This window comes from Bifidobacterium crudilactis (assembly GCF_000738005.1).
Taxonomy (GTDB): Bacteria; Actinomycetota; Actinomycetes; order Actinomycetales; family Bifidobacteriaceae; genus Bombiscardovia; species Bombiscardovia crudilactis.
Genome location: NZ_JHAL01000002.1, coordinates 313,413 through 340,044, shown reverse-complemented (window position 1 = coordinate 340,044; position 26,632 = coordinate 313,413). Strand labels below are relative to the sequence as shown.

The following is a 26,632-nucleotide window of genomic DNA, read 5'->3' as shown; positions in this document are numbered from 1 at the left end:
GACGTGAACATTCGGGACCCCGTGACGATAACAGGGATTCGGTGCTGTCTACGCGGCACCCTCTTCGGCCGAACGGTTCAGTGAGCGGCGGAATACCAGATACACCACCAATCCCACGAGTACGATGCCGGCAAAGATGAGGAGCAGGTTCGCATAGTTCGCGGCAGCGCCGCTTTGGCCTCCGATGCTACCGGAACTGAGGAAGCCTGTTCCCATCAGACTGCCGAATATGGCGATGCCAATCGAAGCCGTGACGTTCATGGCGAGATCGTTCATGCCGATGCCACGGCCGGTCTCGGAGGAATCAAGCGTGCCAAGAACGGTGTCCACCACTGGTGAATACAGCAATCCCATGCCCGCATAATAAATGCACGCCGTAATCGCAAGCAGAGCCATATGCTGATTGACGCATATCGCCGTCGTCAGCAATCCCACCACCATGAGTATCGCGGCAGTGATGATGGCAGCCTGACGACCGATGGCCCGGACAATCATTCCCGAGGACGTGGCGACTATGGTAGCCACGATGAATGCCCATACCAAATACAGCGAAACACTGGCCGAACTGAGCCCATACAGTTTTCCGATGCCGTTGAACAGTGGCGTGAAGCAGTAATTGATTGCATAGAACACCAGAATCAGAGTGATGCCCTTGAGCCATCGAGTGTTACGGAAGAAGTCCACCGAGATGAAGGGATGCCGGGCTTTGCTGATGTACACGGCGAATACGATGAAGAGCACTGCGCTCGCCGCCAAATAGAGCCAGTTGATATTCGAGAAGAATAGGGTCAGAGCCGCGATGGCCAGACCGAAAATACCGAATCCGAGAACATCTATTCTGGAGCCCTTCACCGTGCCCGATGGCAGATTCCGGAACAGGAATGGAACCACGAAAATGGACAGCACCGGTATCAGGAACAGGTACGCCCAATTGATAGAGCTGAGGAAACCGCCTGCGAGAACCCCTATCGCCGTCGACAGCTGGTAGCCTGCGGTAAAGATGCCGAAGTATACGACCTTCTCGCTGCTCTTCAGATATTTGGCAGCTATCACCAGATATACGGAGCCCGCCACCTGGGCACCGGCGGTCTGCAGCGCACGGAACACAATCACCAATATGATGTTCCCATTGAACAGGAATCCGCATATCGAACTCGCCAAGAGGACAATCAGACCGACCATGACCATCTTCTTGAGCGAGATGAAGTCCGTGAGCGAACCATAGACAAAGCACACTATTCCGAGCACGATGCCCGGTATTGCGGTAATCAGCGAAGCCTGTTGCGAAGCGCCAAGAGAGTCGCCGATCTGCTGAAAGACCAGATTAAAAGCCTGCAAGCATAATGTTCCTAGAATGAAAATCACCAGCAAGGGAATCAACGCATGCTTGGCGTTTCCGTTGTAACTATCGACGCTTGCCTCCCCTGGTTTCCGAGTATCCTTCGCCACAACCTGTGATTCAGACATGTGTATCTCCTTCAACGATGAAACAGCGGCTTACAACGCTTCGCCATGCACCAAACACGACATCGCCACGCCAAGGCGTTGACCTCCGAATATGACCCCAGTGCCGGCATAACGTTTGACGTTCGGCATCTGCCTGCACGGTGAAGCCGAAAACCGTGCAAGCAGATGCCCATTCAGCGGTCTCAGTTACTTTGCCTCGTTACTGTGCTTCCCGCTCACAGCCACGGAAGTACGGTGCATGAATTCCTTCAGGAAACGCGGCACATCCACACCAACGGCAACGCGCATGGTTTTATGAGCGTCGTTCAGCCGCTCACCATCACCTATGGTTCTTCCGCGTGTAGGTCCTTCGACATCGACTTGCATATTGATAGGCAACACCTTTACCAAGCTTGGGTCGACGGCAACACCGACAGCCAGAGGGTCATGCAAACCGCACCCGCCAAGATGGGGAGCCGTCGTCTCATAGGCCTTGATGTAGTAATCGGTCATATCGGCAAGGAAGATGCTCGCCTTCGTGCCGATTTCACGCCATTTCCTGGTGTCGTTGTAGGTAAGAAGCGTTTGCAGAGTCACGTCCAGACCAATCATCGTGGCCGGGGCACCTGAACGGAACAGTGCATTAGCCGCATCAGGGTCCTGCGAAATATTGGCTTCCGACCAGGCGGAAACATTACCCGGAACAGTAAGCGCACCTCCCATCAGCACGATGGAGCCGATGCTGTCTCGTATTTCAGGAGCCTTCTTCAACGCGGCATCGATGTTGGTCATAGGGCCGGTAGGCACGTACACCAGGTCTTTGCCATAGGTCTTTACGGCATCGATAATAAAATCGACTGCGGAGCCCTGCTCCACGCTGCGTGAAGAATCCGGAATGGAAACATCACCGATACCGTTATCTCCGTGGATGAAGGCGGAAATCGGCTGAACTTCGAAAGAGTCTTTGCGACTTGCATGTCCGAGCCCCTGGTAGACCGGCACGTTCGGGAAACCTAATACATCCGTTACCGCCAGTGCGTTTCGCACACCTTGTTCCACTCTGACGTTGCCATACGTTCCTGTGATGCCGATAAGGTCGACCTCCGGACTCCCTAACGCGTAGGCGATGGCGAGTGTGTCGTCAATTCCTGTGTCGAGGTCAAGAATCAGTTTCATTGCTTCCCCTTTCACTGTTGTTGCCTCATCGCAACTGACTCTCACTGTAGTCGGTAAAGCGATATCGTGCAGAATCAACGCGAACAACCGATTCGCTCTCGTAACTCAAGAACCACGGACAACACCCATGCCCAACAATGCAAAACTGCTTCACAAGGACAGTTTGCGCGGCAGATTTCACCGCAAAACTGTCCTTGTGAAGCAGCTAGTTCCTCAGTGCGCTAACGACGCTTGCGCAGGAGCATAAACACCGTTCCTGCGACAACAGCCATCAGAGCAATGAGTGCAACACCTCCCACGGCGGCACCGGTGCTGGAGAGATGCCCGGACTTCGGCTTCCTCGCGGCAGAGGCAGCCGAGGTGCCGTTGCTGGTGTCGGCAGCCGGATTCGCAGAGGTTCGAACCAACACGCTCGCTGTGCCTTGAGCAAAGCGGCATATGCGCTGTTGACCTGATCCTGCGTCGCGTTCCCATCGGCGAGAACCTGCTCGGCCTGCTTCATGGCAGTTGCGAAAGCAGACCAGGAATCCGTGGTGTAATCCTGGCTATTGAGCGATTGCGAACTGTCATGCAGGCTCTGCAGCTTGGACTTGTCGACCTTCGCAGAAATCGGGACCAGGCCGTTGATGGCGGTATTCAACGCGTTGTATGCGGCATTGATCTGCTGGTTGGTGGAGCTCGCGTCGGCAAGCACATCGTTGGCATCGGCAAGCGCCTTGACCAATTGCTTCCACGATTCAGGAGTGTACTTGCTCTCGTCGAGGCCCTTGGTGCTATCGACAAGATTCTGCAAGTCGCTGGTATCACGCGCAGCCACGCTTTGGATGTCAATCACCGGAGTCGAATCCTTGGCCACGGGAACCGAGCCATTGAGATGCAGCAGCAGTGCCTCGGGCTGTGCCGAAGCCGCCCTCTGCTTGCCATTGCCCTCTTTCCCATCCACGGCAGTCTTGAGATGAGCTTGAATCGTACCCGGCTTGTCGGCCTCCACTGCGGAACCCGAACCGTTCTGCCCGCTCGTTCCGAACCACAAATCAGGGTTGATTGGGTCGAAGGATGCCACATCCGTGGTGTCTACCAAGTAGGGAGTGTCAGCAGCCTCGGCGAACAGTGATTCGGTCTGGGCGTAGAAATTCATCGGCGCCGAGGTCGTGTCCTTGGCAACGCCCAGTGCACTGAGCTTTACCGGCAGCAGAACGACGTTCGAATCGGAGACGGTGGAGTCGACAACCGCTTCCCTATCGATGACTGCCCTGTCACTCAGGCGCTCGGTTTCAACCCAGACGCCATCGGTCAACGCACCGTTCTTCATGGTGTTCACACCGATGAGATAATCTGCACGGCCATCGTTATCGCTATCGAGCACGATTTCCGGGAAGAAATTGTTGCCCAAGCGCGACCAGGTCTTATCGGTTTCAATGCCGAAAGTGAGATAGCCATGCGACTTGTCATTGATCTGAGGGGCCGTGGACGAGACTCCCACTGCACGGATGTCCGCAGCAGCGAGGCTTCGTGCCGAATTCTGGGAAGTGTATCCATCGACAGGGTCCTGCAACGCAAGCTGCATCGGTGCGACCTGTGACGTGTACCCGGTAGCACCTGTGCCGTTCGCGAAGCCCTTGCCGCTGACGACCACTTGACCATCCGTCGAACCCTTTGAGAATTCAAGGCTCGTAGTGGTCTCCGATACGGGCTTCGGCGCAGCGACCATGGATACGCGCAATGCCGAGAAGGTGCCGTTGCCGGTGTCTTTCGGCACCAACCGCACGATACCGCTGGCATCGGTGACGTAATTGCTGTCATAGTCCGCCGAAACAGGATTCTTGACCGGCTGGGTGGCATCACGGGTGTGGCGCAGCTTGGACTGGTCGGGAATGCTGAGCTTCACCGTGAAACTTGCCCTACCGTTTGCAGGAACCGTGAGGGAGGTCTTGTCGAGTTGGTAGTCAACGCCGTCAGTCTTCACTCTTGCCTCATAGGACAACGCGTAGGTCACCGGCTTGTCTGCCTTGTTGGTGACGGTGAAGGACTTGCTCTTGCTGTATCCGGCTCTCGGCACCTGAACGATACCGAATTCACCGGTTACGGCTGTTGCGTCATCCGTTGCGGCCACGGTCGCCTGGTTGTTCACGGCTTCGTAGGCGTCGATGCGGCCGGTTCCGACTCGCAGCGGGCCCATCTTCGTGCTGCGGTCTTCGCTCAGCACGTCGTGATCCGCAGTGTTCATCAGCTGCGCCTTGATGTCCTTCGCAGTCCAACCGGGATGCGCCTGATACGTCAAGGCCGCGATACCGGAGGTCATGGGTGTTGCCATCGAGGTGCCGCTCATCACTTCGGCTTTGGAGCCACTGCCCGCAGAAGCCGAGATGATGCCCACTCCCGGAGCTGAGACATCAGGCTTTACGGTACCGTCCGCGGAACCATGAATACCTCGCGAAGTGAAGGACGCCATGGTGTCCTCGTATTTCGCGGAGTAATCGACCTTGGTGCTCAGACGCTGGTCCGAGGAGAGTTTGACCGTCAACGTACCCGCATCAAGCGCGGACTGTACCTTGGCGAGGCCGGCAGGTGTGACCTGGAAACCGGGCAGAGTGGCATTGCCGGCAATTCCCGCATCCGGTATGTCCTTATCGGACTGGAACAGAATTGCTGTGGCACCGGCTTCTTGGGCGTTGTCAAAACGTTTCTTGGAACCGCAGACCAGATTGTTGTCGTCCCAGCTCACCCAGGCGATGTTGCCTTTCACCGCAGCGGCGTCAGCAACGGAATAGGTGTTACAACCGGCGAGGTTGTTGGGGTCTTGGACCTTGACCACCTTGCCTTCGACATTGATGTTGCTGAGGTCCGCATAGTTTGCAGAATACTGCCCTGCAAGCTTGGTTCCTGCCACACTGCTTGGTGCGGTGGCTGTGATGCCATCCTGCAAAGTACGGCCTGAGCTGCTCGCCGCGACCGTCAGAGCGCTTTTCGCACTTCCCGGGGAACCGAGCACATCGGTGAAATCGCCTTCGTTGCCGGCTGCTATAACCGAAAGCACACCTTTTTCAGTCAGTGCATCGACCTTCGCCGTATCAGGGTCGTCATCGGAACCATAGGAACCACCAACAGACATCGATACGATGTTGATGCTCTTGCCCAGAGAAATCTGTTCACCGACCCAATCGAGCGCAGCGCCGACGAGTCCGGTCGTGCCACCGTTGTCTCCGAAGACCTTGAGCGAATACACACCGGCTTCAGGAGCGGAACCGGGGCCGACTTCCATGGACTGCAGTTCGGATTCGGAGAGCTTGCTGTAATCACCCTTGTAGGTCTTGCCGTCCGCAGTGACTCCGTAGCCAAGAGCGGTGCCCGCCACGTGTGTGCCGTGGTGCCCGCCATGCCCATCGATGGGGTTGTCGTCCGGGGTCGGTTCTGCAGTGCTGCTATTGTCCGGATTGTAATCAGTTCCGGCGAAATCGTAGCCGCCTTTGAACTTATCCTTATCGATGAGCTTCTGCAGTGACGGGTCAGTCAGCGGGTCGCTTTTGGACGCGAGTGCCGTGTCGTAGGCCTCTGTCGTCCCAGCTCCGCCGAAATCGGCGTGGGTGTAGTCCAGGCCGGTATCGACGACGGCGATATTGATGCCTTTGCCCGTCTTGCCGGTTTGCGCCCATGTTTTCAGCGACTGCACCAAGGTATCGCTGTTGGCGTTCTTGGGCTCGGCGTTGACGATGGATGCGTTGTCCGAAGCCGTAGCCTCAGGCGTCGCAGTAGGAGTGGAGCTTGAAGCTGCGTCGTTGGATGCAGCGGCACCGGATGGGGTTGAGCGTGGTGTTGCTGCATCTTTTTCGGCTGAACTCTTGTCGAAGTCGCTGCCCTGTGCAGCGGAATCCCCTGATGTATCGCTCTTGGCGGCAGTACCGTCACTGTCGGCTGAGCCGGTGGCGGCAGTGCTGCTCGCGCTCGGGGAACTTCCGGCTGTTGCGCCCTCGGAATCCTTCGTGCTTTCTGCACTGTCCGCAGTCTTCTTGAAGCTTATCGGGTTGATTTTGCTCACCGAATCCGATTGCTCAGCCAGCTTGTTCAACGCAGCTGCATCGGCGTATACGGCGATACCGGGGACGGTATAGGCCGTTGAATACAATTCGGTTGCCTTCGGATCGAGGCGTTTCAATTCGGCAAGCACATCTTTTGAGGTGTGCTTTGCTTTATCTGCCGCGTCTTGGGCTTTATCCTGCAGAGCCTCTTCGCCTTTGAACGCCGATGGGCTTTTGTTGTCACTCACCGACAGAGCACTCTTGCTCGTCGTCTGGATGAACACCGGCATCGTGCCGGAACCCTTGCTGATTTGAGAGGCGACCTGCACCTTGGAGGATTGCGGAGTGTCCGCGTACGCTACCGCAGTTCCCGCTGTCGGCAGAAGCATCGCCACCGCGATGACGAGTGCGCTCCACCGTCCCTTATGTCGTTTTTGCATGGAGTTTTCCTGTTCCCTTCCAGCATGGATATCCGATCCACGCTTCTTTTCCCCGGGAACAAGTTATCTTCGTTAACGAACGGTTATGTTTCGGTGAACAGTCAGGCCCGACGTTGCAACGACATTTCGGCATGTCGGCGATGGATGCCGCCGTGGCCGCAGTAGCCACTAAGGCGGATAACTGCACTAAAAGGACAGCAATGCGGCAATAATTTCTCCGAAAAGCTGTCCTTTTAGTGCAGTTATCGTATTAGGCGGGTTTTTACACGCCAAAATGCGAAGAGACCACTAAGGGAACACCTAGAATGAACCCACGCACGACAAAACCCCCGCCACGTTGAGACGTGACAGGGGTCAGGTGAAGGTTACAGCAAAAGCTTTACTCGAACGGGTCCGTATCCACGACGACAACCTCAGTGGGCACATTTCCCGCAGTTGCCTTGGAGTAGGGGCACAGTTCCTGAGTGCGGTCGACGAGCTTGGCCACGGTCTCATCATCGACATCGGGAACGAAGACCTCAATCTTCGCCTTGATGCCGAATGACTCGCCTTCAGGGCCGATGGAGACGTGCGCACGCACCTTGCTCTTCGCCAGCTTGCTTCCGGCGATTCGCAACTCCTTGCCCGCAAGGCCGAGTGCACCTTGGAAGCACGCACCCCAACCGATGGCGAACAACTGCTCCGGGTTGGTGCCGTTGCCCTTGCCACCCATGGCGACAGGAGTGTCCAAATCAAGTTCAAGGTCAGGCTCATGACTTACGGCATGGCCATTTCGACCACCGGTGACATTGGCCACGGCGGTGTAGGCAATCTCTGACGGTTCATTTCCTTTGTATTCGCTCATACTGCTATGACACCACCTTCACTCGCCTGCGGCAAGTTATTACGCCGATAGAGACTATGACGCATCGCACATTATGACGGAGCCAGAGCCATGCTTTCAAAGCACGGTTCGGAGCACAGTTCGAAGCGTGGTCCGAAGCGCAGACAGCCCGGTTCGAAGCGTGATTCGAAGCATGGGAAGCCCGGGCGGCACCAATACGCCGTTACAGAATTGACTCGGGAGCAAGTTTCTCGATGTCCTGCCTGGGCAGAACAGCCTCGGCATGCATGTAGAGCCTGGGGATTCGGCTGCGCAGACAGGTGAATATCTCGTAGCATATGGTTCCTGCCGCACGAGCCCAGTCATCCGCGGTCGGTTCGCACGCTTCCTCACCGCGCCCGGGGCCGAACAGCAGCACGGTATCACCCTCGTGCACGCCAAGCGTATCGGCGTCACCGTGGAGGTCGAGCACACACTGGTCCATGCACACACGGCCTGAGACTCGCACCAACTTGGGGCCTGCATCGGTCATCACACGAACCGGTCCGCCAAGATGCTCCTGCCCCAGGGAACCCTCGATATCCGAACCGGAGGCCGAACGGTGAATGCCATCCGCATAGCCGAGAGGCATCACCGCTGCGCTGGTCTCCTGCTCCGTCAGATAGGTACGACCGTAGGAGATGCCGTGACCGGCTTCAAGATGCTTGACCGTGGCCAGCTGAGCCTGCAGGCTCATGGCGGGCGTCAGGGCATACTTCGACGGAGTGCCCATTGAGGGATCGGGCTCATAACCATACAGCCCGATTCCGGGCCTGGTCAGGTCATAATGAATCGCCGGACGGGTAAGCGTTGCCGCCGTATTCGCCAAGTGCCGTATCTGCGGGGAAAGCCCCGCCTGACTCATACGCATGGAGAACTCTTCGAAATTGGCTATCTGCTTGTCTGTAGACGCCACGAAAGCGGGCTGTCCGGGCATATCCGCTACAGCGAGATGGCTCCATTGACCGATAATCTCGATGGCTCCCTCGGCTTTGAAACGACCGAGCAGACCCAGGGCATCGTCAAAGGCTTCCGGAGTGAACCCGTTGCGGCCAAAACCGGTATCAACCTTGACATGCACACGAGCAGGTTTCCCAAGCTTGCGAGCGGCTGCGGCGACCGCCTCGATGCCCGCCAGGGAGCCCACGGAAATATCAATATCCTCGGAGATGAGGTCTTCGAACAGTGCCGCCTTGCCGTTGTACAGCCACGTCAGAATATGGCAACGTTCAGAGCCTATTCCAGCTTTTCGCAGGAGCAGCGCCTCACGGGGCTGCGCAGTACCCAGCCAAGTCGCACCACCCGCGAGCGCCGCCAGCGCCGAGGGAACCAAGCCATGCCCGTAGGCATCGGCCTTCACCACTCCCATAACCGCCGTACCGGAATTCGCACCCCCGCACACCTCGACCAGATGTTGCATGTTGCGTTTCATGACGGCCAAATCGACTATCGCCTGGCCGGGGTATTCACGGCAGGCGCGTAGGTAATTCGATTCTCCGGCTTCGGAAGAAAACTCCAGCTTAGGTGCAGCAGTCAATGTCATAACCCCCATTGTGAACCACAACGGTCAAATTTGTGTAAGCTTCTGTGCGTTTCTTCAAGCAATACTCACCCGAACGCGAAAAATTGAGCGAGGTGCTCACTTGCCGCCTGTCTGTGTAGGGATTTTCAAGAAGAACGTGTGTATTCGAATATCATCGGTGCTGGAATTCCGGCATTACCGGCTTGTTGTGCATCTCAGCCGCAAACGAGTCCCTACACAAACGCATTGCACGCGCATTACAGGCGCATTGCAGGCGCGGAACTAGCGGTTATCGAGATGAAATACCGGTTAGAGTACCCAGTGATAGGCGATTCTTTCAGCTTCACCGACCTTGTGATTGGTGAGATGAATGATGCCGCAGCGTTTGAAGCCCGCCGACTCGAATACGTGCTGCATCGCCTTGTTGTGCTCATGGGTATCGCCGCGCACATTCTTGTACCGCTTCGTGACCCAGGCCATGCAGTCATGCGACACGCCCTTGGCCACTCCCGCCGATGCCACGCGGTGCAGCGCCACATACGGTTCGTCATTCAACCAATGGCCATCGGTGATGGTCCCGTATGTCGAGTCTTCGCCTTCGCACACGGAGAACACCGCAAGAATACGCTCCTGCTCGTCCTGCCCTTCATTGTCGACCAACAGCATGGTTCGATGCTCGTGCAAATCTTCCTTGACGGTTTCGGTCAAGGGATACACCGACCCCCACTGGCTCGGATTGCCGTTCTCGGACATCAGCCGGCGTGCCCGCGCGAAAATCGCTTGAATTGCATCAAAATCATCATCATTCGCCTGACGAAAATGCCGAGTGCCGTTGGCGAGGGTTTCCTGGTTCGCGGGGACCGCCGATTCCTTCCCTGAAAGCCGTGCCAATGACGGCGTCAGGAGAACAGGAACGGTGAGATTATTCGGCTCCACTGTTTCCGTCGATACCGCATTCTCTGGTACATCTGCTGATGACGATTCGCTCACGTGCTCACCTTTCCGATAACCCACAACCGCATTCGGGCGAATCTTCCATAGAAGAAGCATCCGCAACACCTATCAGGCCTTCTGTAACCGTGCAACCATAAAGGTGCCCACGAACAATATCACTCAAAGTGCTGCAAACAAACTGGAGATACCGTCGATAGCCGCTGGATTGGCATCCTAGGGACCCCTCCTCGACGGACCTGTTGCTGGGGGCTGAAATTTCACAAACCGTGGTGATTATGCCCATGCCAGTCTGCATGCGTTGCCCTCGTCAGTTTTCGAGGGCAACATCCCTGCCGCAGCGGAGCCAGCAGTCCGCATGGGCGCTCCATCACGCATCGTTCGTCAGGAACGTTCGTCCGGAATGCTCATCCGGAACGATACTTGCGGCCTCCCGCATATTCACGGCGAGACCGCTTCAGACGACCTTGCGCTCGAATGGGTCGGAGCTGATGCCCTCCGCGAGAATGTCCTTGCTCCACTGCTTGGCGGAGAACAGGCTGTGGTCGCGATAGTTGCCGCAGCTGGTGATTTCGGTTCCCGGCACATCATCCCATGTGGACTCGTTGGCGATGAAGTCCAATGCTTCCTTCAATGCCTTGGCGATGTCGGCAGTGTCATGCTCGCCCCACGCCAGCAGGTGGAATCCTGTGCGGCATCCGAACGGAGAGCAGTCGATATAGCCTGGAATACGCTCACGCAGAAGGACGGCAATCATATGCTCGATGGTGTGCAGACCTCCCGTAGGAATGGCGTTCTCATTGGGCTGCACCAGGCGCAGGTCGAAATTGGAGATACGGTCGCCGCTAGGACCCTGCTCCACGTCAATCAGACGCACATACGGAGCCTTAACCTTCGTGTGGTCCAGCTCAAAACTTTCTACAATCGGTTTCGCCATAATGATTCGTTCCCTTCCTACAATGATTCATTCCAACGAGTGCGAAATGCATCCGCCATTGTCTTTTATGCTAAGCCCACGCGAGAATATTCACCGACTATCCGCGCGCTGCTAAATGGTATGGCCGCGAAGAAAGTGTTCGAACTGTGCATGATGGCACGCGAGACGTAGTAATTCCTGTGCTCCGCGTGCTTTCATGCACAGTTTCGTTTAGGGCACCACCGAGCGGATGTGCAACTGTGCGTACGAGCATGTGAAGCACGCCGATTTGCTGGCTCAGCATGCCGATACGCACAGTTTCTAGCGAATGCATTCCTTTGAGACGAAACACGCATCCACGCAGGAAACTCACGGGCACCAGTTCATGCATGGAACTGATATGGGCTGACTATCGTTCTTGGTTACATCACTCAGTGCTGCGGCACATAGAGTTGGTCTCCCGTCTGGTGGAATTCGCGGCTCATCTCCTCCATGCCTTTGCGAATGAATTCCTCCTGCTGTTCCGCATCGCCGTACTCGCTACGAATGTTCTGCGATATGGCCATCGAACAGAATTTCGGACCGCACATCGAGCAGAAATGCGCCATCTTGGCCGGTTCCGCAGGCAAGGTGTCGTCATGGAAGGCGATGGCCGTGTCCGGGTCATAGGAGAGGTTGAACTGGTCCATCCAACGGAACTCGAAGCGTGCCTTCGATATGGCCAGGTCTCGGTCCTGTGCGCCTGGATGGTGCTTCGCTATGTCGGCTGCGTGCGCGGCTATCTTATAGGTAATCACACCGGTTTTGACATCATCCTTGTTCGGCAGTCCCAGATGCTCCTTGGGTGTGACGTAGCAGAGCATCGCAGTGCCGTATCGGGCGATTTCCGTGGCCCCGATGGCTGATGTGATGTGGTCGTATCCGGGGGCGCAATCCGTGGTCAGTGGTCCGAGCGTATAGAAGGGAGCCCCCTTGCACAAAGCCTTCTCCAGTTCGATGTTCATGCGAACAGTGTCGAATGGGATATGGCCGGGGCCTTCAATCATCACCTGCACGTCATGGTTCCAGGCCTTCTGCGTCAGTTCGGCCAGTGTCATGAGTTCGGCGAATTGCGCCTGGTCGTTCGCATCCGCCAGACTGCCCGGGCGCAGCCCATCCCCCAGCGAGAAGCAGACGTCGTACTGTTTGAATATCTCGCACAACTCCTCGAAATGCGTGTAAATGAAGCTCTCCTGATGATGTGCCAGACACCATTGAGCCATAATCGAACCACCGCGCGACACGATGCCGGTCACGCGGTTGGCGGTCAACGGCACATACCGGAGCAGCACCCCGGCGTGGATGGTCATGTAGTCCACGCCCTGCTCGCACTGCTCAATCACCGTGTCCCTGAACAGTTCCCAGGTCAGTTTGGTGGCATCCTCATCGACCTTCTCGAGGGCCTGATAAATGGGCACCGTGCCGATCGGTACGGGTGAGTTGCGCAGAATCCATTCTCGCGTGGTGTGGATGTCGTTGCCCGTAGACAGGTCCATCACCGTGTCGGCACCCCACTTGCACGCCCAGGTGAGCTTCTCGACCTCTTCGTCGATGGACGAGGTCACCGCGGAATTGCCCATGTTGGCGTTAATCTTCACCAGGAACTTCTCGCCGATAATCATCGGTTCGGCCTCAGGATGGTTGATATTCAGCGGCATCACCGCACGCCCTGCGGCCAATTCCGACCGCACCAGCTCAACGTTGCAATGCTCGCGTTCAGCGACGAACCGCATTTCCGGAGTGGTGATGCCCTGGCGTGCGTACCACATCTGCGTTATGGGGTGTCCGCTGGCTTTCAGCGGATTGCGCCGCTCCCCCTGCCATTCCTTGGAGGCCTCACCGCGTCGCACTGCGGCTTTCCCGTCATCTTCGAGGTCTCTATGGCGGCCCTCATAGGACACGGTGTCGCCACGGTCCGCGACCCATTCCGCACGTATGGGCGGCAATCCCTTGAGCACGTCATGCTCGGGGCCTTCGGTGTTGTAATCCTCGAATGGCGCATTTGGTGTGGTGGTCGAAGCACCACCCGGCAGGAAAGCGGGTGTTACGGTATCGTCAAGCGAGATTCTGGTGCTCGGAATACCGAGCTGGTAGTTTCCGGAATCATTGGAAAATGGCACGGTGCGCGTTACACGGATATGCGATTGGTCACGCTGTTTGCTGGACCTTGCGGCATCGTCCACGCGATGCTGTTTGGCGTTGGAGTCCGCATACTCTGCAGATGCCTCAGATGCCGCGGATGCGGCAGACCTGGCGGATGCGGCAGATGCCTGTGATGAGGCGGTTGACGGTGCTGTTTGGGATGACAGCTCTGACATGGTGTTCCTTCCCTCGCCGGAATTACCCGGGCAGGTTCTAACGGTGCTCGGGTTGCCCCGATCTCAGCCCTTGCGGGCGCCCGCGGTGATTATTGGTTTATCCTGATGCGGATTCATGTGCGATAAGGAATCCCGTGGCATCCCGAGGCAAGCGCACGGCATGCCACTGGCCCGCTACACGGTGGTGATGGCAATGAGTATTGTCATGAAATCAGTCCTTACGGCGGCATTACCCGCATCAAGTTCACGGTCGAAGTCTGTTGACTTCCTCTCAGCCTGCACACAAGCTCCCGTATTGCTTACACCGCTCATCCTTGCCCCAGGGGCCGACGGCCGTCACCTACCGGGCTGCAGAATTACGCGATTCTGCCTTGGAACAGCTCATCATGCGAAGCAATACGCACCAACCGAATAATCGGATTCGAGTGATGAGGAAGATACAGTACAAGCACATCAATTGCGCCTTCGGAAAGATGAAACTCCCAATGCCCGTTGTAATTGCCTCCAGGATTGGCAAGCATATGTGGCCGGTACGCATCTGGAACCGTTCCGTTAACGGCCAGTTCTTCAATGATGAGCTCATCTAACTCATCAGCGAGTTGAACATGGTCATGTCTCAATTGTGCGTATTCTCTGGTGAATTGGGAATCGAATCTGATGCGATATTTCATCGATCAGGCCTGACGCGATGCCTTGTGAAGCTCGGCCACCGCCTCAACCGGATCATCAAAGGTTACGGCATCATCAGAAAGCAAGCCCGACTCCTTTGCCTCCACTTCAATCATGCGTCGCCATGTCTGTTCGGTGGGAATGCGCGATGACGCTTTAAGCTCGAAAGGGACTTTGCCCTCATTCACCAATTGCCTGAGGGCAAGTTTGACGTACATACTCAGATTCAACCCGATTGAATCCAGAACCGCTGTGGCCTCTGCATTGAGTGAGTCCTCGATACTGATTGTTCTGTTGGTCATCCAGCTCACCTCCAAATGTTGCAGGTACAAATACGTGTATACCAAGTGTATTACACGTTGTTCTCACGTAATGAACTATTGCTGGCTGCGAAGATAAGCGACCCAACCAGCAACATGGCATCGCCTTGTCACTTCTGCACAGATGCCTCGATTCATTACTTCGTCGATGCGATGACCTCGATGAAGCGCTGGCCGTAGAGTTCGAGCTTGTGCTCGCCCACGCCGTTGACTTCGAGCATGGATTCCTCGTCGAGAGGCCTACGTTGCGCCATATCACGCAGTGTTTTGTCCGAGAACACGATGTATGGCGGCTTGCCTATCTCACGGGCAATCTTGGTGCGCAGCTCACGCAAAGTCTGGAACATCTCCTCATCGGCAGGGTCCAGGGTCACGTTCTGACCACCGCCGTTCGTAGACGCACCTGCACCGCTTCTCGTACGTCTTTGACCATGCCCGTCATCGGATGCTCCCAGAACACTCGAAGCTGGGACATCACCTTTGCGAATCACACTGGTGATGGCATATCGGAAATCAGGAGCAACGGTACGGACCGCCAGATTGCCGAACTTCACCAGCGGCAGACGCCCTTCGGTGATGAGCAGATAGTCGTCGACACTCATCTGGTTGATGACATCGCGGATTACGGCTTCGCTGGTGTCGCGAAGCTTGCCATAGCTCGGGCAACGGTCCAACCCCCGCTTGAGGACATCCTGCGACTGCGAACCGCGCAGAACCCGGACCAGCATTCCCGCGCCGAAGTTCTGCCCGACATCATGCACGCAACGGCTCACCATCCTGGCGATATCCGTCACGTCAACGGATTTCACCGTTCCCAGACAGTTCGAGCAATTGCTGCAGCCTGTCGGCGCATCGTTTACCGCCGTCTCGACCTGTGATGGGTTGCCACTTGCCGTCATAGCGTCAGAGGTATTACCGGTATTGCCGGTATTCGCTGTATCGTCGACACCGCCCACGGAGACGGCGGAATCATTGATGGCGGTATCAGCAGCGGCATCGCCACTCTGCTGCCCAAAATAGCGCAGGATGTATTCGTGCAGACAATCCGCCGTCCGGCAATAGCCAATCATCGCGCCCAGCAGTCTGCGCCGATGCGAGCGCACGAATTCGCTTTCTTCCGCACTGAGACGGTCATTGGCATTGCCCATATCCAGCAGCCGTCTGCGAGTCACGATGTCCGACTCGTTCCACAGCAGCGTGCAACGTGCAGGCTCACCATCTCGTCCCGCTCGTCCAGCCTCCTGATAGTAGGCTTCTATGCTTTCCGGCATGTTGTGATGGATGACGAAACGCACATTCGATTTGTCGATTCCCATACCGAAAGCGTTGGTCGCCGCCACCACCTGCACCTCGTCGTTCACGAATGCGCGTTGCGCACGCGCCCGTTCCTCGGGCTGCAAACCGGCGTGGTAGGCGGCGGCCGTCACCCCTTCTCGACGCAGCTCCTGAGCCACCGCATCGGTCTCCTTGCGAGTGGCGCAATAGACGATGCCGGAATCGTCGGCATGCTCGTGCACATAGCGGGATATCCACTCGGACTTCTGTTTGGTGCTCAGACGAATGACATCGAGGAAAAGGTTCGGCCGGTCGAAGCCCGTCACCGTCATCACGGGGTCATGCAAGTTGAGCATACGCACGATGTCCGCACGCACTTGTTCGGTGGCGGTCGCAGTGAATGCCGCGACGATAGGGCGTCTGACGAATCCCTCGATGAATCCACCGATATCCAGATACGACGGTCTGAAATCCTGACCCCATTGCGAGACGCAGTGCGCTTCGTCGACGGCAATCATGGAGATTTGCAGATGCTCGCACAATCCGCGGAACGACGGGGCCGAAAGCCGTTCGGGCGCCACATACAGCAGGCGCAGACTGCCTTGGGCGGCTTGCGAAATCACCGCGCGCTGCTCTTCGGTGCTCTGCGTCGAATTCACGAAGGCGGCGGCGATGCCCGCATCGTCCAAAGCATCCACCTGGTCTCGCATCAAGGACACCAGCGGAGATATGACGATGGTCACCCCAGGGAGCACAGTTGCGGGCACCTGGTAGCAGATTGATTTCCCTGCGCCCGTGGGCATCACAGCCAGGGAGTCGTGCCCTGTCAGAATCGCATCGACCACTCGGTCCTGCCCCAAGCGGAAGGAATCGTAGCCGAAATACGTGTGCAGGGCATCAAGCGCTTGGTCTACTGGGGTCATATGCTCAGTGTATGAGTTCGCGGGCTCCTCCGCATGTCGCATTCGGGCCTCTCTGGCGGCACCTCGACGTTTGTGTAGGGATTCATGCAATGCCAAGCTTCTTCAAGGTTCCGAAACGTTGACATTGCATTACGGCCATTGCTCGAATATTTCTTTCTTGCAAGAAATCCCTACACAAACGACATCAGCCCAATAACAAGTAGATTTCAGCCGCGCAGGGAGTCCAGTGCCTGGTCGATATCGGCGATAAGGTCCTCTTTGCCTTCCACACCGACCGAGAGACGAACCAGATTGTCCGGCACCTGCAACGCCGTACCGGAAACCGAGGCATGGGTCATGGCCGCAGGATGCTCTATCAGCGATTCCACACCGCCCAGGGACTCGGCAAGTGTGAAAATCTGCGTGGCACCCACGAAACGCTTGGCCGCATCCATACCGCCTGCAAGCTGCACGGAAACGACTCCACCGAAGCCGCCGCGCATTTGGCGCTTGGCGATGTCATGGCCGGGATGGGATTCGAGACCCGGGTACCAGACGCGCTCAATCTCGGGACGCTGCTCCAGATGTTCCGCCAAGGCCAAGGCGTTCTCGCTATGACGCTTTACCCTCAGCTCCAAGGTCTTCAATCCGCGAATCGCCAGCCATGAGTCGAAGGGCGACGGCACGGCTCCCGCCGCGTTCTGCAGGAAGGCGACCTGCTCATGCAGGTCATCATCATTGAGCAGCACCGCACCACCGACCACATCGGAATGACCGCCGATGTATTTCGTGGTCGAATAGACCACCACGTCGGCACCATCATCCAGGGGATGCTGCAATGCGGGTGAGGCGAAGGTGTTGTCCACCACCACTTTGGCTCCTCCGTGCTGGTGTGCGGCCTTCACCACGGCCTGAATATCGGTGATGCGCAGCAGGGGGTTCGATGGTGTTTCCACCCATACGACCGCATAGCTTTTGGCCGCCAGCCGCTCGGTGACCGCATCGATATCCGTGACATCAACCACATCAAGACCCACGCCCCAGGGGCCGAACACTTTGCTGAGGAGTCTGTAGGTACCGCCATACACATCATTGCCAAGCAGAATATTGTCCCCGGGTTTGAGGAATGACCTGAGCAGGACATCAATAGCGGCGAGACCGGAAGCGAAGGAAATCGAATGCTTCGCCCCTTCCACACCTGCGAGCTGCTCATCGAAGGCGTCACGGGTCGGGTTGGTCGAACGGCTGTACTCGTAGCCTCCGCGCAGACCTCCCACACCATCCTGCTTGAAGGTCGATGACATGTATATCGGCGGAACCACCGCACCGGTCGTCGGGTCCGGCTCCTGCCCTGCGTGGATTGCTCGTGTGGCGATGTTCTGCGTTGCGTAATCGTTGCTCATGATGTGGTGCTCTTCCTGTGTGTCGTAACCAATGAAATAAGAAATTGTGAACTTCGTTATACCGGGCTTCGTTTTACCGAGTTCGTTTCCGCCCAGCTCCTCACCTTGAACCAAGGAGGTCGGCGAAGTGAAAGCGATTGTCGCCCGATGCTTCGTATCTAATGCGAGGTGCTCACTTCTGCGCTGTACTCACTTCACCCCTTCGATTGCCGTCGTGCGTTGATGCTGCCTGCTCAGCACATCGCCGAAACCGTTCTCACGCATCCATTCGTCGGAGAAAATCTTGGACAGGTAGCCGCGACCAGAATCGGGAAGCAGCACCACCATCAGCGAATCGCTGCCGAGCCCATGCATTCGTGCAGACTTCAAGGCCGCCGCCACCGCCATACCCGATGAACCGCCGACCAGCAAACCTTCCTCACGTGCCAGCCGACGCGTCATCTCGAATGCTTCGGCATCGCCGACCTGCACTATCTCGTCGGGAATCGACGGGTCATACGCCTCGGGGTAGAAGTCCTCTCCCACGCCTTCAATCTTGTATTGATGCACATCATCCGGATTGGAGTAGATGGAACCTTCCGGGTCGGCGCCTATGACCTGAACGGCACCATTCGAAGCTTCCTTCAGGAAGCGGCCGGTGCCTGTTATGGTGCCGCCCGTGCCTACACCTGCGACGAAGTGCGTGAGCCGCCGGTCCGTGTCACGCCAGATTTCCGGTCCCGTGGTGCGATAGTGGCTTTCCGGACCGTTGGGGTTCGCGTACTGGTTCGGCTTGAAGGCACCGGGAATCTCGCGGGCGAGCCTATCGGAAACCGCATAGTAAGAACGTGGGTCATCGGGACCCGCATCGGTCGGGGTGACGATGACTTCAGCACCATAGGCACGAAGCACTGCCCGCTTGTCTTCGGAGACCTTGTCGGGAACGACGAAAACCGTGCGATATCCGCGTTGCTGAGCTACGAGCGCAAGACCGACCCCGGTGTTGCCGCTTGTGGGTTCGACTATGGTGCCACCGGGTTGCAGCTGCCCGCTGCGTTCGGCCGCGTCGATGATACGTTCCGCGATACGGTCCTTCGACGACCCACCGGGATTGAAATATTCGATTTTCACTACGACCCTGGCCTCCACATCATCGGTGACGCTGTGGAGTTCGACCAGTGGGGTGTTGCCTATTAATGCTGTGATGTTCGTTGAGATGTTCATCGTTCCTCGCTTCATTCGGTGCTTGTGCTATGTGTGCGGAGCGCCTTGCGAGAGCTGCGGATGATGACTGATATGAGATTCCGGAATGGTGACTGATGAATTCGGATACGCCGCTGGCGACTACTGCGCCGATTGCGCCATATTGCTTGGCACATGCCTCTAAGCGTGTCGCTTCACATCAATGGGAGTGCCCTGAACTTCTGGATTATGAGCCTGTGCACAGAGCACCACGATGAAGAACATCACGTTCGGATATGGCCACTGCGCCACAACATTCCGGTTCCTATCTCAAATTATGCGTTGTCAACCGCGAGCCTGCAGGCTTCGGTCAGCGACAACAACATGAGAGATTGGACATGCTGAACACAATAGCACACTATGCGGCCTCTGGGAGATAACTGCACTAAAAGGACAGCTTTTCGTTGGAATTCTCCTTGAATTGCTGTCCTTTTAGTGCAGTTATCAAATTATCGAGACCGTGGCCACCCACTGCGCCGGATTTCGTGCTGACCATTCAACAACCGACCTGGCACGCCCCACCATTCGGACTTGTCAGAGCGTTGCCGCCGCAATCAGGGCCTTGGTGTACTCCTGTTGCGGCTCCTCAAGAACGGCTTCGGCAGAACCGAATTCAACAGCCTCACCGTCCCGGAGCACCAGAATGGAATCCGCGATATGCTGAACCACTCCAAGATCATGCGACACCAGCAGCATGGTCATCGTCTCAGAGTCCTCCCTCATGCGCAACGATTCCAAGGTCCGAAGAATCTGTATCCTCGCATGCATATCGACCGCACCCATCGCCTCATCCGCAAGCAGCAGTTTCGGACGGGAAATCAGCGCACGGGCGATGGCGACCCGTTGGGCCTGACCTCCTGAAAGGTCCATCGGATACCTGTCGTACAGTGCCGCATCGTCGAGACCCACCCGTCGCATCACCCGACGCACCGATTCCTCGATATTCTCAGTCAGGTCGTCGTGAGATGCGGCCCAATGGGTGTCACTAGACATCTCGACTCCACGAATACGCAGCGGTTCCGCGATTGACCGAGACACCGTCCACCGAGGGTCAAGAGAGGAATGCGGATTCTGGAACACTATGGCGGATTCCCTTCGTAGTGCCGCGTATGCATCCGGATGCTCCCCTATCGCCTGTCCTCGATAGCGAATCCTTCCTGAATCAGCCTGTCTGATGCCAAGAAGGATTCGGGTCAGCGTGGTCTTTCCTGAACCCGAAGCCCCGATTATGGCCAGACACTCCCCTTCGCGCACGCTCAAGGACACATCGCGCAAGGCGATGCCGCTGTCGACGTCGGGACCATGCGCACTAGGGCCATGCACACCGGTGCCGGATCGCAACAAACGTCCCAATAGCCTGCCGGAAGGCGCACCGTAGCGTTTGACGATGTGCTCCGCTTCTAGGATGGGGACCGGATGCTCAACGCTCACTGCGACCTCCCTGTCGATACCCGGCGGATACGGAGGTGTGCTCGTCACCATGGAATGTCAGCATTCGCGCAGCATCCACCAGGCCGCGCGTCGTCTCATGCTCCGGAGATTGCAGCAAATCCCGGGTGCGCCCGCTCTCCACAATGCGTCCTCCATCGAGCACGTAGCAGCGATTGGTTGCCTGTGACAGCACCGAAAAATCATGGGTGATGAACAGCGTGGAAGCTCCTGCATCATCGACAAGCGATACCAGCAAATCGACTATCTGCCGCTGGGTAATCGGGTCCAAAGCCGTGGTGGGCTCATCGGCCACGATAAAACGCGGGGATGTCACCAGAGCCGTTGCTATGGCCACGCGCTGCTGCTGTCCGCCAGAAAGCTGGTGAGGGAATCTGCGCATGGCTTCCAGCGGCACATCAACTTTGCGAAGCATGGCGACAACCCGTTCGTGTATCTGTTGTCGATTCAACGAGTAATGCAATTTCAGAGGCAGCGCTATCTGATCGGCTATGCGCTTCACCGGATTAAGCGCGGAGGCCGGGTCCTGCATGACCAGGGCGATGGCTTTGCCCCGCATGTCAGCCAGCAGGCGTTCATCGGCCCCAACCATCTCCTGACCGCCGATGCGTATCGAACCCTGAAGCTGCATGTGCTGCGGCAACAATCCCAGGCAGGCTCTGGAAATCATCGACTTTCCGGAACCCGAAACACCTATCAGCCCGACGCGCTCGCCGTCGTCTATCTGCAGGGACACGTCATCCAGAAGCGTTTTCCCTTGGACTGCTAGGTGCAGATGCGAGATATCCACCGTCATGAACGTCTCCCCACTGTTGACGATACCTGAGTCTGATGTTTTCGAAGACGCGGATTCGTCAGGGGGTCCACGGCGTCGCGCAGTGCGTCACCGAAGAGATTCAAGGCCACCACGACGACAGTCACCACCAGACCCGGCCAGACAACCGCCAGTGGATACACATTGATGAAGCGCACGGATGTGGTGAGCGAATGCCCCCAAGATGCCACGCCGCTGGGCACGCCGATGCCCAGATATGTCAGCCCAGCCTCGGCAAGTATGACCGTGCCGGCGCACATCGACAGCTGTACCAGCAGCATCGGCAGGATGTTCGGCACGATATGCGTTCTGAATACGCGAAATGAACCGGCGCCACTCGACAGCGACGATTCCACGAATTCCGAGCGTGCCACCAGCAACGCCTGCGGGCGAACCACACGAGCGAGATTCAAGGAGTACCCGAAAGAACAGGCCACCACTATCACCATCACACTCGGCCCTAACGGAACGGCAAGAATCAGCGCCAACAACACGGTCGGCAAGGAAATCAGCGCGTCGATGATGACAACACTCGCATGCGCGAGCATCAGATGCGACGACAGCATCGACAGCACGAACAGGCATCCCAAGGTCGCGGTAAGCAGCACCGTAAGAGCGACAATGCCGAGCTCCGTTGCCGACCCCGCCATCAGCCAGCTCATTATGTCAGCGCCGCTGCCGTCGGTACCCAAGAGGTGAGCCCATGAAGGCGATTGCCAGACGTGGAAACCGTCGGTCTCCCACAGGGAACGCGGCGTCCAGACCAGGGAAAGCACCGCAACCAGCATCCAGCAGCACAGCACGATTATCGAGAATCTACCCGAGCCGCCCTCCCATATCGAGGACAGCACCGTCAACATGCGTCGTCTCCCCGCACCGTGACGAGGATTCACCGAAGGCGCGAGCGTCTCAGATGCTCTTTGCGCGCTCTTGATTTTCTGCGTCATCTCCCCTGCTCCCAACCTTGTATCCTCAAGCGCGGATCGATAATCTGATGCACCATATCGACGACGAATCCTATGAACAGGAAGAACGCCGACAACAGGAACAACTCGCTCTGCACGGTGAGCAGGTCACGATTCCCCACATCGGTTATCAGCATCGAACCGAGACCTTGCAGGGCGAAGAGATTCTCCACGACCATCACGCCGGTAATCATTTCGGCGAGGGTCAGACCCACCACGGAGACCAGTTGGGGGGCGATGAGACGAAGTCCGGTACGAAGCACCGCCTGCCTCCTGGTCATGCCGCAGGCCATGGCGAATTCAATCCTGTCCGAATCAACCACCTCCATCAACGCCGATCTGGTATATCGCATGATGCTGGCGGCGACAATGATGCCCACGGTCAACGCGGGCAGCAGCAAGGACGCGAGGGCCGTCAAAGGATGAGCCCAGGTGTCGAGCGGAAAGCCTTGGGACGGCAGCACTCCGAACAATCCCACTCCCTTGCCGAACAACAGAATCAGCAGCAAACCTGCCCACAGCGCAGGCACCGAACCGCCGACGATGGCCAACACCCTGAAGAACTGACGCATCCTCGGATGTGTGGCCAGCGCGCCCGCACATCCCAACGGCAGACCTATCAGCAGGGCGATGGCAAGGCTCATGAGAATCAAAGGGAAGGTGACCTGCGAGCGCAGCACGATTTGCGCGCTGATTGAACGACCCGTGAGTATCGAGCTACCGAAATCGCCGTGGAGGACGCCGGCAAGCCAGGCGCCGTACTGCTCGATTGCAGGCCGGTTCAAACCGAGTTGCTCCCTGAGAGCCGCGACTCGTTGAGGCGATGCGTTGACGCCCGCCATCACCGACGCCACATCGCCGGGAAGAATGCGCAATGCCGCGAATATGATCAGCGACATACCGAACAATGCGCCGATGAAGAGGCACAGACGTCTGACGACCGCTCTCATGCGCATTCCTCCAAAGCTCGTTCCGGTCCTTTCACCGACCGACCGTTAACGACTGTACTCAACATCTAGCGCCGGTACTCAACATCCCACAGCGGCAGCAGGGACTGGTTGAGATTCACCGGGAATCCGGTGACGCCTCGGGCATACGCGGTGGTCACTCGATAGTTGAACAGCCAGTCCGCAGGAGCATCCTGGCTGACTATCCTGGCAGCCTGTCTGAGGTACGCCGCCTGACCTTCCTGCGTGGTCGCCGCTTTGGCTTTGGCGTACAGTTCCTGCACTTGGGAATTGTCGTAGTTGTAGTAGTACGTAGGGTCGGCCCACTGGTAAAAATCATGGCTTTCGTTGTGGTCGACCAGAGAAAGGTCGTAATCCTTGTTGGTGTAGACATCCTGAAGCCATGCCGAAAACTCGACCATACGCACATCGAGTTCGATGCCCACCGCCTTCAGTTGGGATTTGAGCTGGTCGCCGATTTCCGAACCGTAGATATTCGCATACTCGAATCGCAGCTTCAGCGGTTTGTCTGCGCTGTAGCCGGCTTCTTCAAGCAGGGATTTGGCCTTGTTCGGATTGTAGGGATACAAATCTGACAGGTCCTCGTAGCCCGGGTCCAGAGATGGTATCGGGCCGCCCAATGCTGCGTCCGACCCGCCTCGCGAGGCTATGAGTTCCTCGTTGTTGATGGCGTATCGTATCGCCTGGCGTACGGCCTTGTTCGATGTCGCCGTTCCTGTGGAGTTGAACGCCAGAACGAACTTATCGGTATCGTCGCCCGCCTTGACCGTGAAATCGTCGTCACCTTTGAAACTCGCGGCCAGATTCTCCGTAATGGGCGCCAAGACCTGAACGTCGCCGCTTTTCAGCGCATTTACCGCAGCGTTGTCGTCTGGAATGTATCGCAGAACCACTTCCTGCGTTTTCGCCTTGTTGGTGCCCCAATAGTCGGCATTGGCCTTAAGCGTTATCGAGTCGCCCTGTCGGAAGGCATCGAGCAGGAACGGTCCCGAGCCTATCGCCTGGGTTTTGGCATCGTACTTCGCGTCCTCGTCGAACACCAGTCCCGCTCTTCCCGTCAAGGACCACAGCAATCCTGAATTCGCCTTGGAAAGGGTAAGCACGACCGTGTCGTCGTCCTGAGCGGTGACGGATTTCATGTCTGCAAGCACTTCGGAGTCGGTGTACTGCTGGTCGACGAGTTGCTGAATCGACCATGCCACGTCCTTGGCATCGAGCACATCACCATTGGAGAACGTCATGCCGTGATTGAGCTTGAAGGTATACACCAGACCGTCATCGGATTGCGTCCATGATTCAGCTATCGCGGGCACCACCTGATTCTGCGATGACCGGGCCACCAGTCCCTGATACACATTGCCGATAAGTATCTGGTCCAATGCGGAACCCGACTCGTGGCGAATATCCAGATTGGTGGGTGCCAGTTTGAGCCCGATCGTCACTTTCTTTGCGGCGCTTGAGGAGGACCCGCCCGCATGGTCATCCGACGAACGAAGCGCCGAAATCGCCCACCCTCCTGCCGCCAGCGCGACAACCACGATCACCGCGATGATTGCCCAGAGCCATGGTCTTTCCCCCTTGGGGGCTTTGCTGAAGGCGTTCAAACTGGTATCGGTGCTGCCCAAATCGTTCTGACGTTCCGACGAAGCACTGCCCTGGCGACGCTGGTCCGCGTCCGAAGCCTTGCCAGTTTCCGAAGCATGGTCTGTTCCCGAAGCATTTTCCGAGGCATTGTCTGTTCCCGACATCGTTTCTCTCTCTGTATGGGCGCTGCGAGGCACGGTACAGACGGGCGGACTATGCACGGTTTCCGTATCTGCATGCCCGTCTTGCCTACCATGACTGAAACGCCTGATTGATTGGCCGCCTGAGTAAGGTCGACCACCATGCCATCATCCTAGCAAGGAATCGAAGCCCTCACCACAGACCCGAGAATTTGACCCGAGAATTATGAGCTAGGCAGGAGTCCGGTTACCCTTGGTGTGCATGGCACGACGGACGGGGAGCGATCCGAAGATCAGCCATCTGCCGTGGAATGACCCGCATTAAGGAGATTGTCATGCTTGTCGCCGTTGACATCGGAAACACGAACATCGTTCTTGGCTTCATGGATAATTCCGCCATCGTCGGAAGCTACCGTATCACCACGAAAACCAGTCGTTCATCCGACGAATACGGTTTGATGATCAAGGAATTCCTGAACATGAGCGGTTTCGAGGCCGATGATGTCGACGATGTCATCATCACCTCCGTGGTGCCGAAAGTGATGTATTCATTCAGATCAGCCATCATCAAGTTCTTCGACATCGATCCGATGGTCGTGGGCCCCGGCATCAAGACGGGCATCAACATTCGCATGGACGACCCCGCCTCTGTCGGCGGGGATATCCTTGCGGGTTGCGCCGGTGCGTACTTCGTCTACGGCGGCCCGGCACTCGTCATCGATTTCGGAACCGCCACCACCTATGCCTACGTGGACGCTTCGGGGGCGCTCACCGCGGGGCTGATCACCGTGGGCATCCAATCCGGCGCCGCGGCACTATGGGGACAGACCGCGCAGCTGCCCGAGGTGGAGATCATCAAACCGGACACGATTCTGTCGTCGAGCACCCGTTCCGCAATGCAGGCAGGCTTGTATTACAACTTCCTCGGCGGCGTGGAACGCACCATCGAACAGTTCCGACAGGAGCTCGCCACAGATTTCAAGGTCATCGCCACAGGCGGACTCGGCAGGGTCTTCGCACACGACATCGATGCAGTGGACACCTTCGACCCGAATCTGCTGTTCAAGGGAATGGCTCTGATCTACGCCAGGAACACACAGCGCTGAGCATCTCAATCTTTCGTATTCAACGCTCCGTACTCCTTCATGGTTGCGTTAACATTTAGTTCTCGCTATGCTCATGCTCAGGGGGATCACGAGACAATGCCGTACTCGCGATAAACCTCACCCCCTTTCA

The 26,632-nt window shown here is 57.1% G+C and carries 18 protein-coding genes, 1 pseudogene and 1 riboswitch; of the genes and pseudogenes, 1 reads left to right on the top strand and 18 read right to left on the bottom strand.

Going from position 1 to position 26,632, the window contains the following annotated elements; genetic code table 11:
* Positions 1-48: 48 nt before the first annotated feature.
* The 18 genes and pseudogenes from DB51_RS03695 to DB51_RS03610 form a co-directional block, all read right to left on the bottom strand.
* Positions 49-1,467, bottom strand: coding sequence for an MFS transporter (locus DB51_RS03695; RefSeq protein WP_034251884.1), 1,419 nt, complete (start codon positions 1,465-1,467; stop codon positions 49-51).
* A 186-nt stretch (positions 1,468-1,653) separates the two neighbouring features.
* The gene (locus DB51_RS03690) at positions 1,654-2,622 is read right to left on the bottom strand and encodes a nucleoside hydrolase (protein ID WP_034251881.1); all 969 of its coding nucleotides are present in this window, start codon (positions 2,620-2,622) and stop codon (positions 1,654-1,656) included.
* A 271-nt stretch (positions 2,623-2,893) separates the two neighbouring features.
* A complete protein-coding gene (locus tag DB51_RS03685) occupies positions 2,894-7,078 on the bottom strand; it encodes a S8 family serine peptidase (RefSeq protein ID WP_051867244.1) in 4,185 nt (1,394 codons plus the stop codon).
* A 379-nt stretch (positions 7,079-7,457) separates the two neighbouring features.
* Positions 7,458-7,922 (bottom strand): Ohr family peroxiredoxin, encoded by a 465-nt coding sequence (locus DB51_RS03680; protein ID WP_034251878.1) that lies wholly within the window; start codon positions 7,920-7,922, stop codon positions 7,458-7,460.
* Between the two features lie 202 nt (positions 7,923-8,124).
* Positions 8,125-9,483 (bottom strand): alanine racemase, encoded by a 1,359-nt coding sequence (gene alr / locus DB51_RS03675; RefSeq protein WP_034251875.1) that lies wholly within the window; start codon positions 9,481-9,483, stop codon positions 8,125-8,127.
* Positions 9,484-9,771: 288 nt separating this feature from the next.
* Entirely contained in the window at positions 9,772-10,452 is a 681-nt protein-coding gene (locus tag DB51_RS03670) for a GNAT family N-acetyltransferase (RefSeq protein ID WP_238548296.1), read from the bottom strand.
* Positions 10,453-10,870: 418 nt separating this feature from the next.
* Positions 10,871-11,350, bottom strand: coding sequence for an S-ribosylhomocysteine lyase (locus DB51_RS03665; RefSeq protein WP_034251872.1), 480 nt, complete (start codon positions 11,348-11,350; stop codon positions 10,871-10,873).
* 410 nt (positions 11,351-11,760) lie between these two features.
* Positions 11,761-13,587: pseudogene (gene thiC / locus DB51_RS03660) on the bottom strand (phosphomethylpyrimidine synthase ThiC); the annotation flags it as partial.
* Positions 13,588-13,884: 297 nt separating this feature from the next.
* Positions 13,885-13,990: riboswitch (TPP riboswitch) on the bottom strand.
* Between the two features lie 52 nt (positions 13,991-14,042).
* Positions 14,043-14,357: a type II toxin-antitoxin system mRNA interferase toxin, RelE/StbE family gene (locus DB51_RS03655; RefSeq protein WP_034251869.1), complete on the bottom strand. Its 315-nt coding sequence runs from the start codon at positions 14,355-14,357 to the stop codon at positions 14,043-14,045.
* A 3-nt stretch (positions 14,358-14,360) separates the two neighbouring features.
* Entirely contained in the window at positions 14,361-14,657 is a 297-nt protein-coding gene (locus DB51_RS03650; RefSeq protein ID WP_034251865.1) for a type II toxin-antitoxin system RelB/DinJ family antitoxin, read from the bottom strand.
* A gap of 155 nt (positions 14,658-14,812) precedes the next feature.
* Positions 14,813-16,873, bottom strand: coding sequence for a RecQ family ATP-dependent DNA helicase (locus DB51_RS03645; RefSeq protein ID WP_034253630.1), 2,061 nt, complete (start codon positions 16,871-16,873; stop codon positions 14,813-14,815).
* Between the two features lie 206 nt (positions 16,874-17,079).
* Positions 17,080-18,255 carry a cystathionine gamma-synthase gene (locus tag DB51_RS03640; protein ID WP_034253627.1) on the bottom strand — a complete coding sequence of 392 codons (1,176 nt, stop codon included), beginning with the start codon at positions 18,253-18,255 and terminating at the stop codon, positions 17,080-17,082.
* A 189-nt stretch (positions 18,256-18,444) separates the two neighbouring features.
* Entirely contained in the window at positions 18,445-19,458 is a 1,014-nt protein-coding gene (locus DB51_RS03635) for a pyridoxal-phosphate dependent enzyme (protein WP_034251861.1), read from the bottom strand.
* A gap of 552 nt (positions 19,459-20,010) precedes the next feature.
* Complete coding sequence (locus tag DB51_RS03630; protein ID WP_423773412.1) at positions 20,011-20,829, bottom strand: ABC transporter ATP-binding protein; 819 nt, start codon at positions 20,827-20,829, stop codon at positions 20,011-20,013.
* 67 nt (positions 20,830-20,896) lie between these two features.
* Positions 20,897-21,721: an ABC transporter ATP-binding protein gene (locus tag DB51_RS03625; RefSeq protein ID WP_051867243.1), complete on the bottom strand. Its 825-nt coding sequence runs from the start codon at positions 21,719-21,721 to the stop codon at positions 20,897-20,899.
* Entirely contained in the window at positions 21,718-22,599 is an 882-nt protein-coding gene (locus tag DB51_RS03620) for an ABC transporter permease (protein ID WP_051867448.1), read from the bottom strand. Before DB51_RS03620 ends, DB51_RS03625 begins: the two co-directional genes overlap by 4 nt.
* A gap of 83 nt (positions 22,600-22,682) precedes the next feature.
* Positions 22,683-23,654, bottom strand: coding sequence for an ABC transporter permease (locus tag DB51_RS03615; RefSeq protein ID WP_034251858.1), 972 nt, complete (start codon positions 23,652-23,654; stop codon positions 22,683-22,685).
* Between the two features lie 65 nt (positions 23,655-23,719).
* Complete coding sequence (locus tag DB51_RS03610; RefSeq protein ID WP_084674537.1) at positions 23,720-25,420, bottom strand: ABC transporter substrate-binding protein; 1,701 nt, start codon at positions 25,418-25,420, stop codon at positions 23,720-23,722.
* A gap of 311 nt (positions 25,421-25,731) precedes the next feature.
* Between DB51_RS03610 and DB51_RS03605 the strand changes: the two genes are divergently transcribed.
* On the top strand, positions 25,732-26,502 hold the full coding sequence (locus tag DB51_RS03605; RefSeq protein ID WP_034251855.1) for a type III pantothenate kinase: 771 nt from the start codon (positions 25,732-25,734) through the stop codon (positions 26,500-26,502).
* The last annotated feature ends 130 nt before the right edge of the window (positions 26,503-26,632 follow it).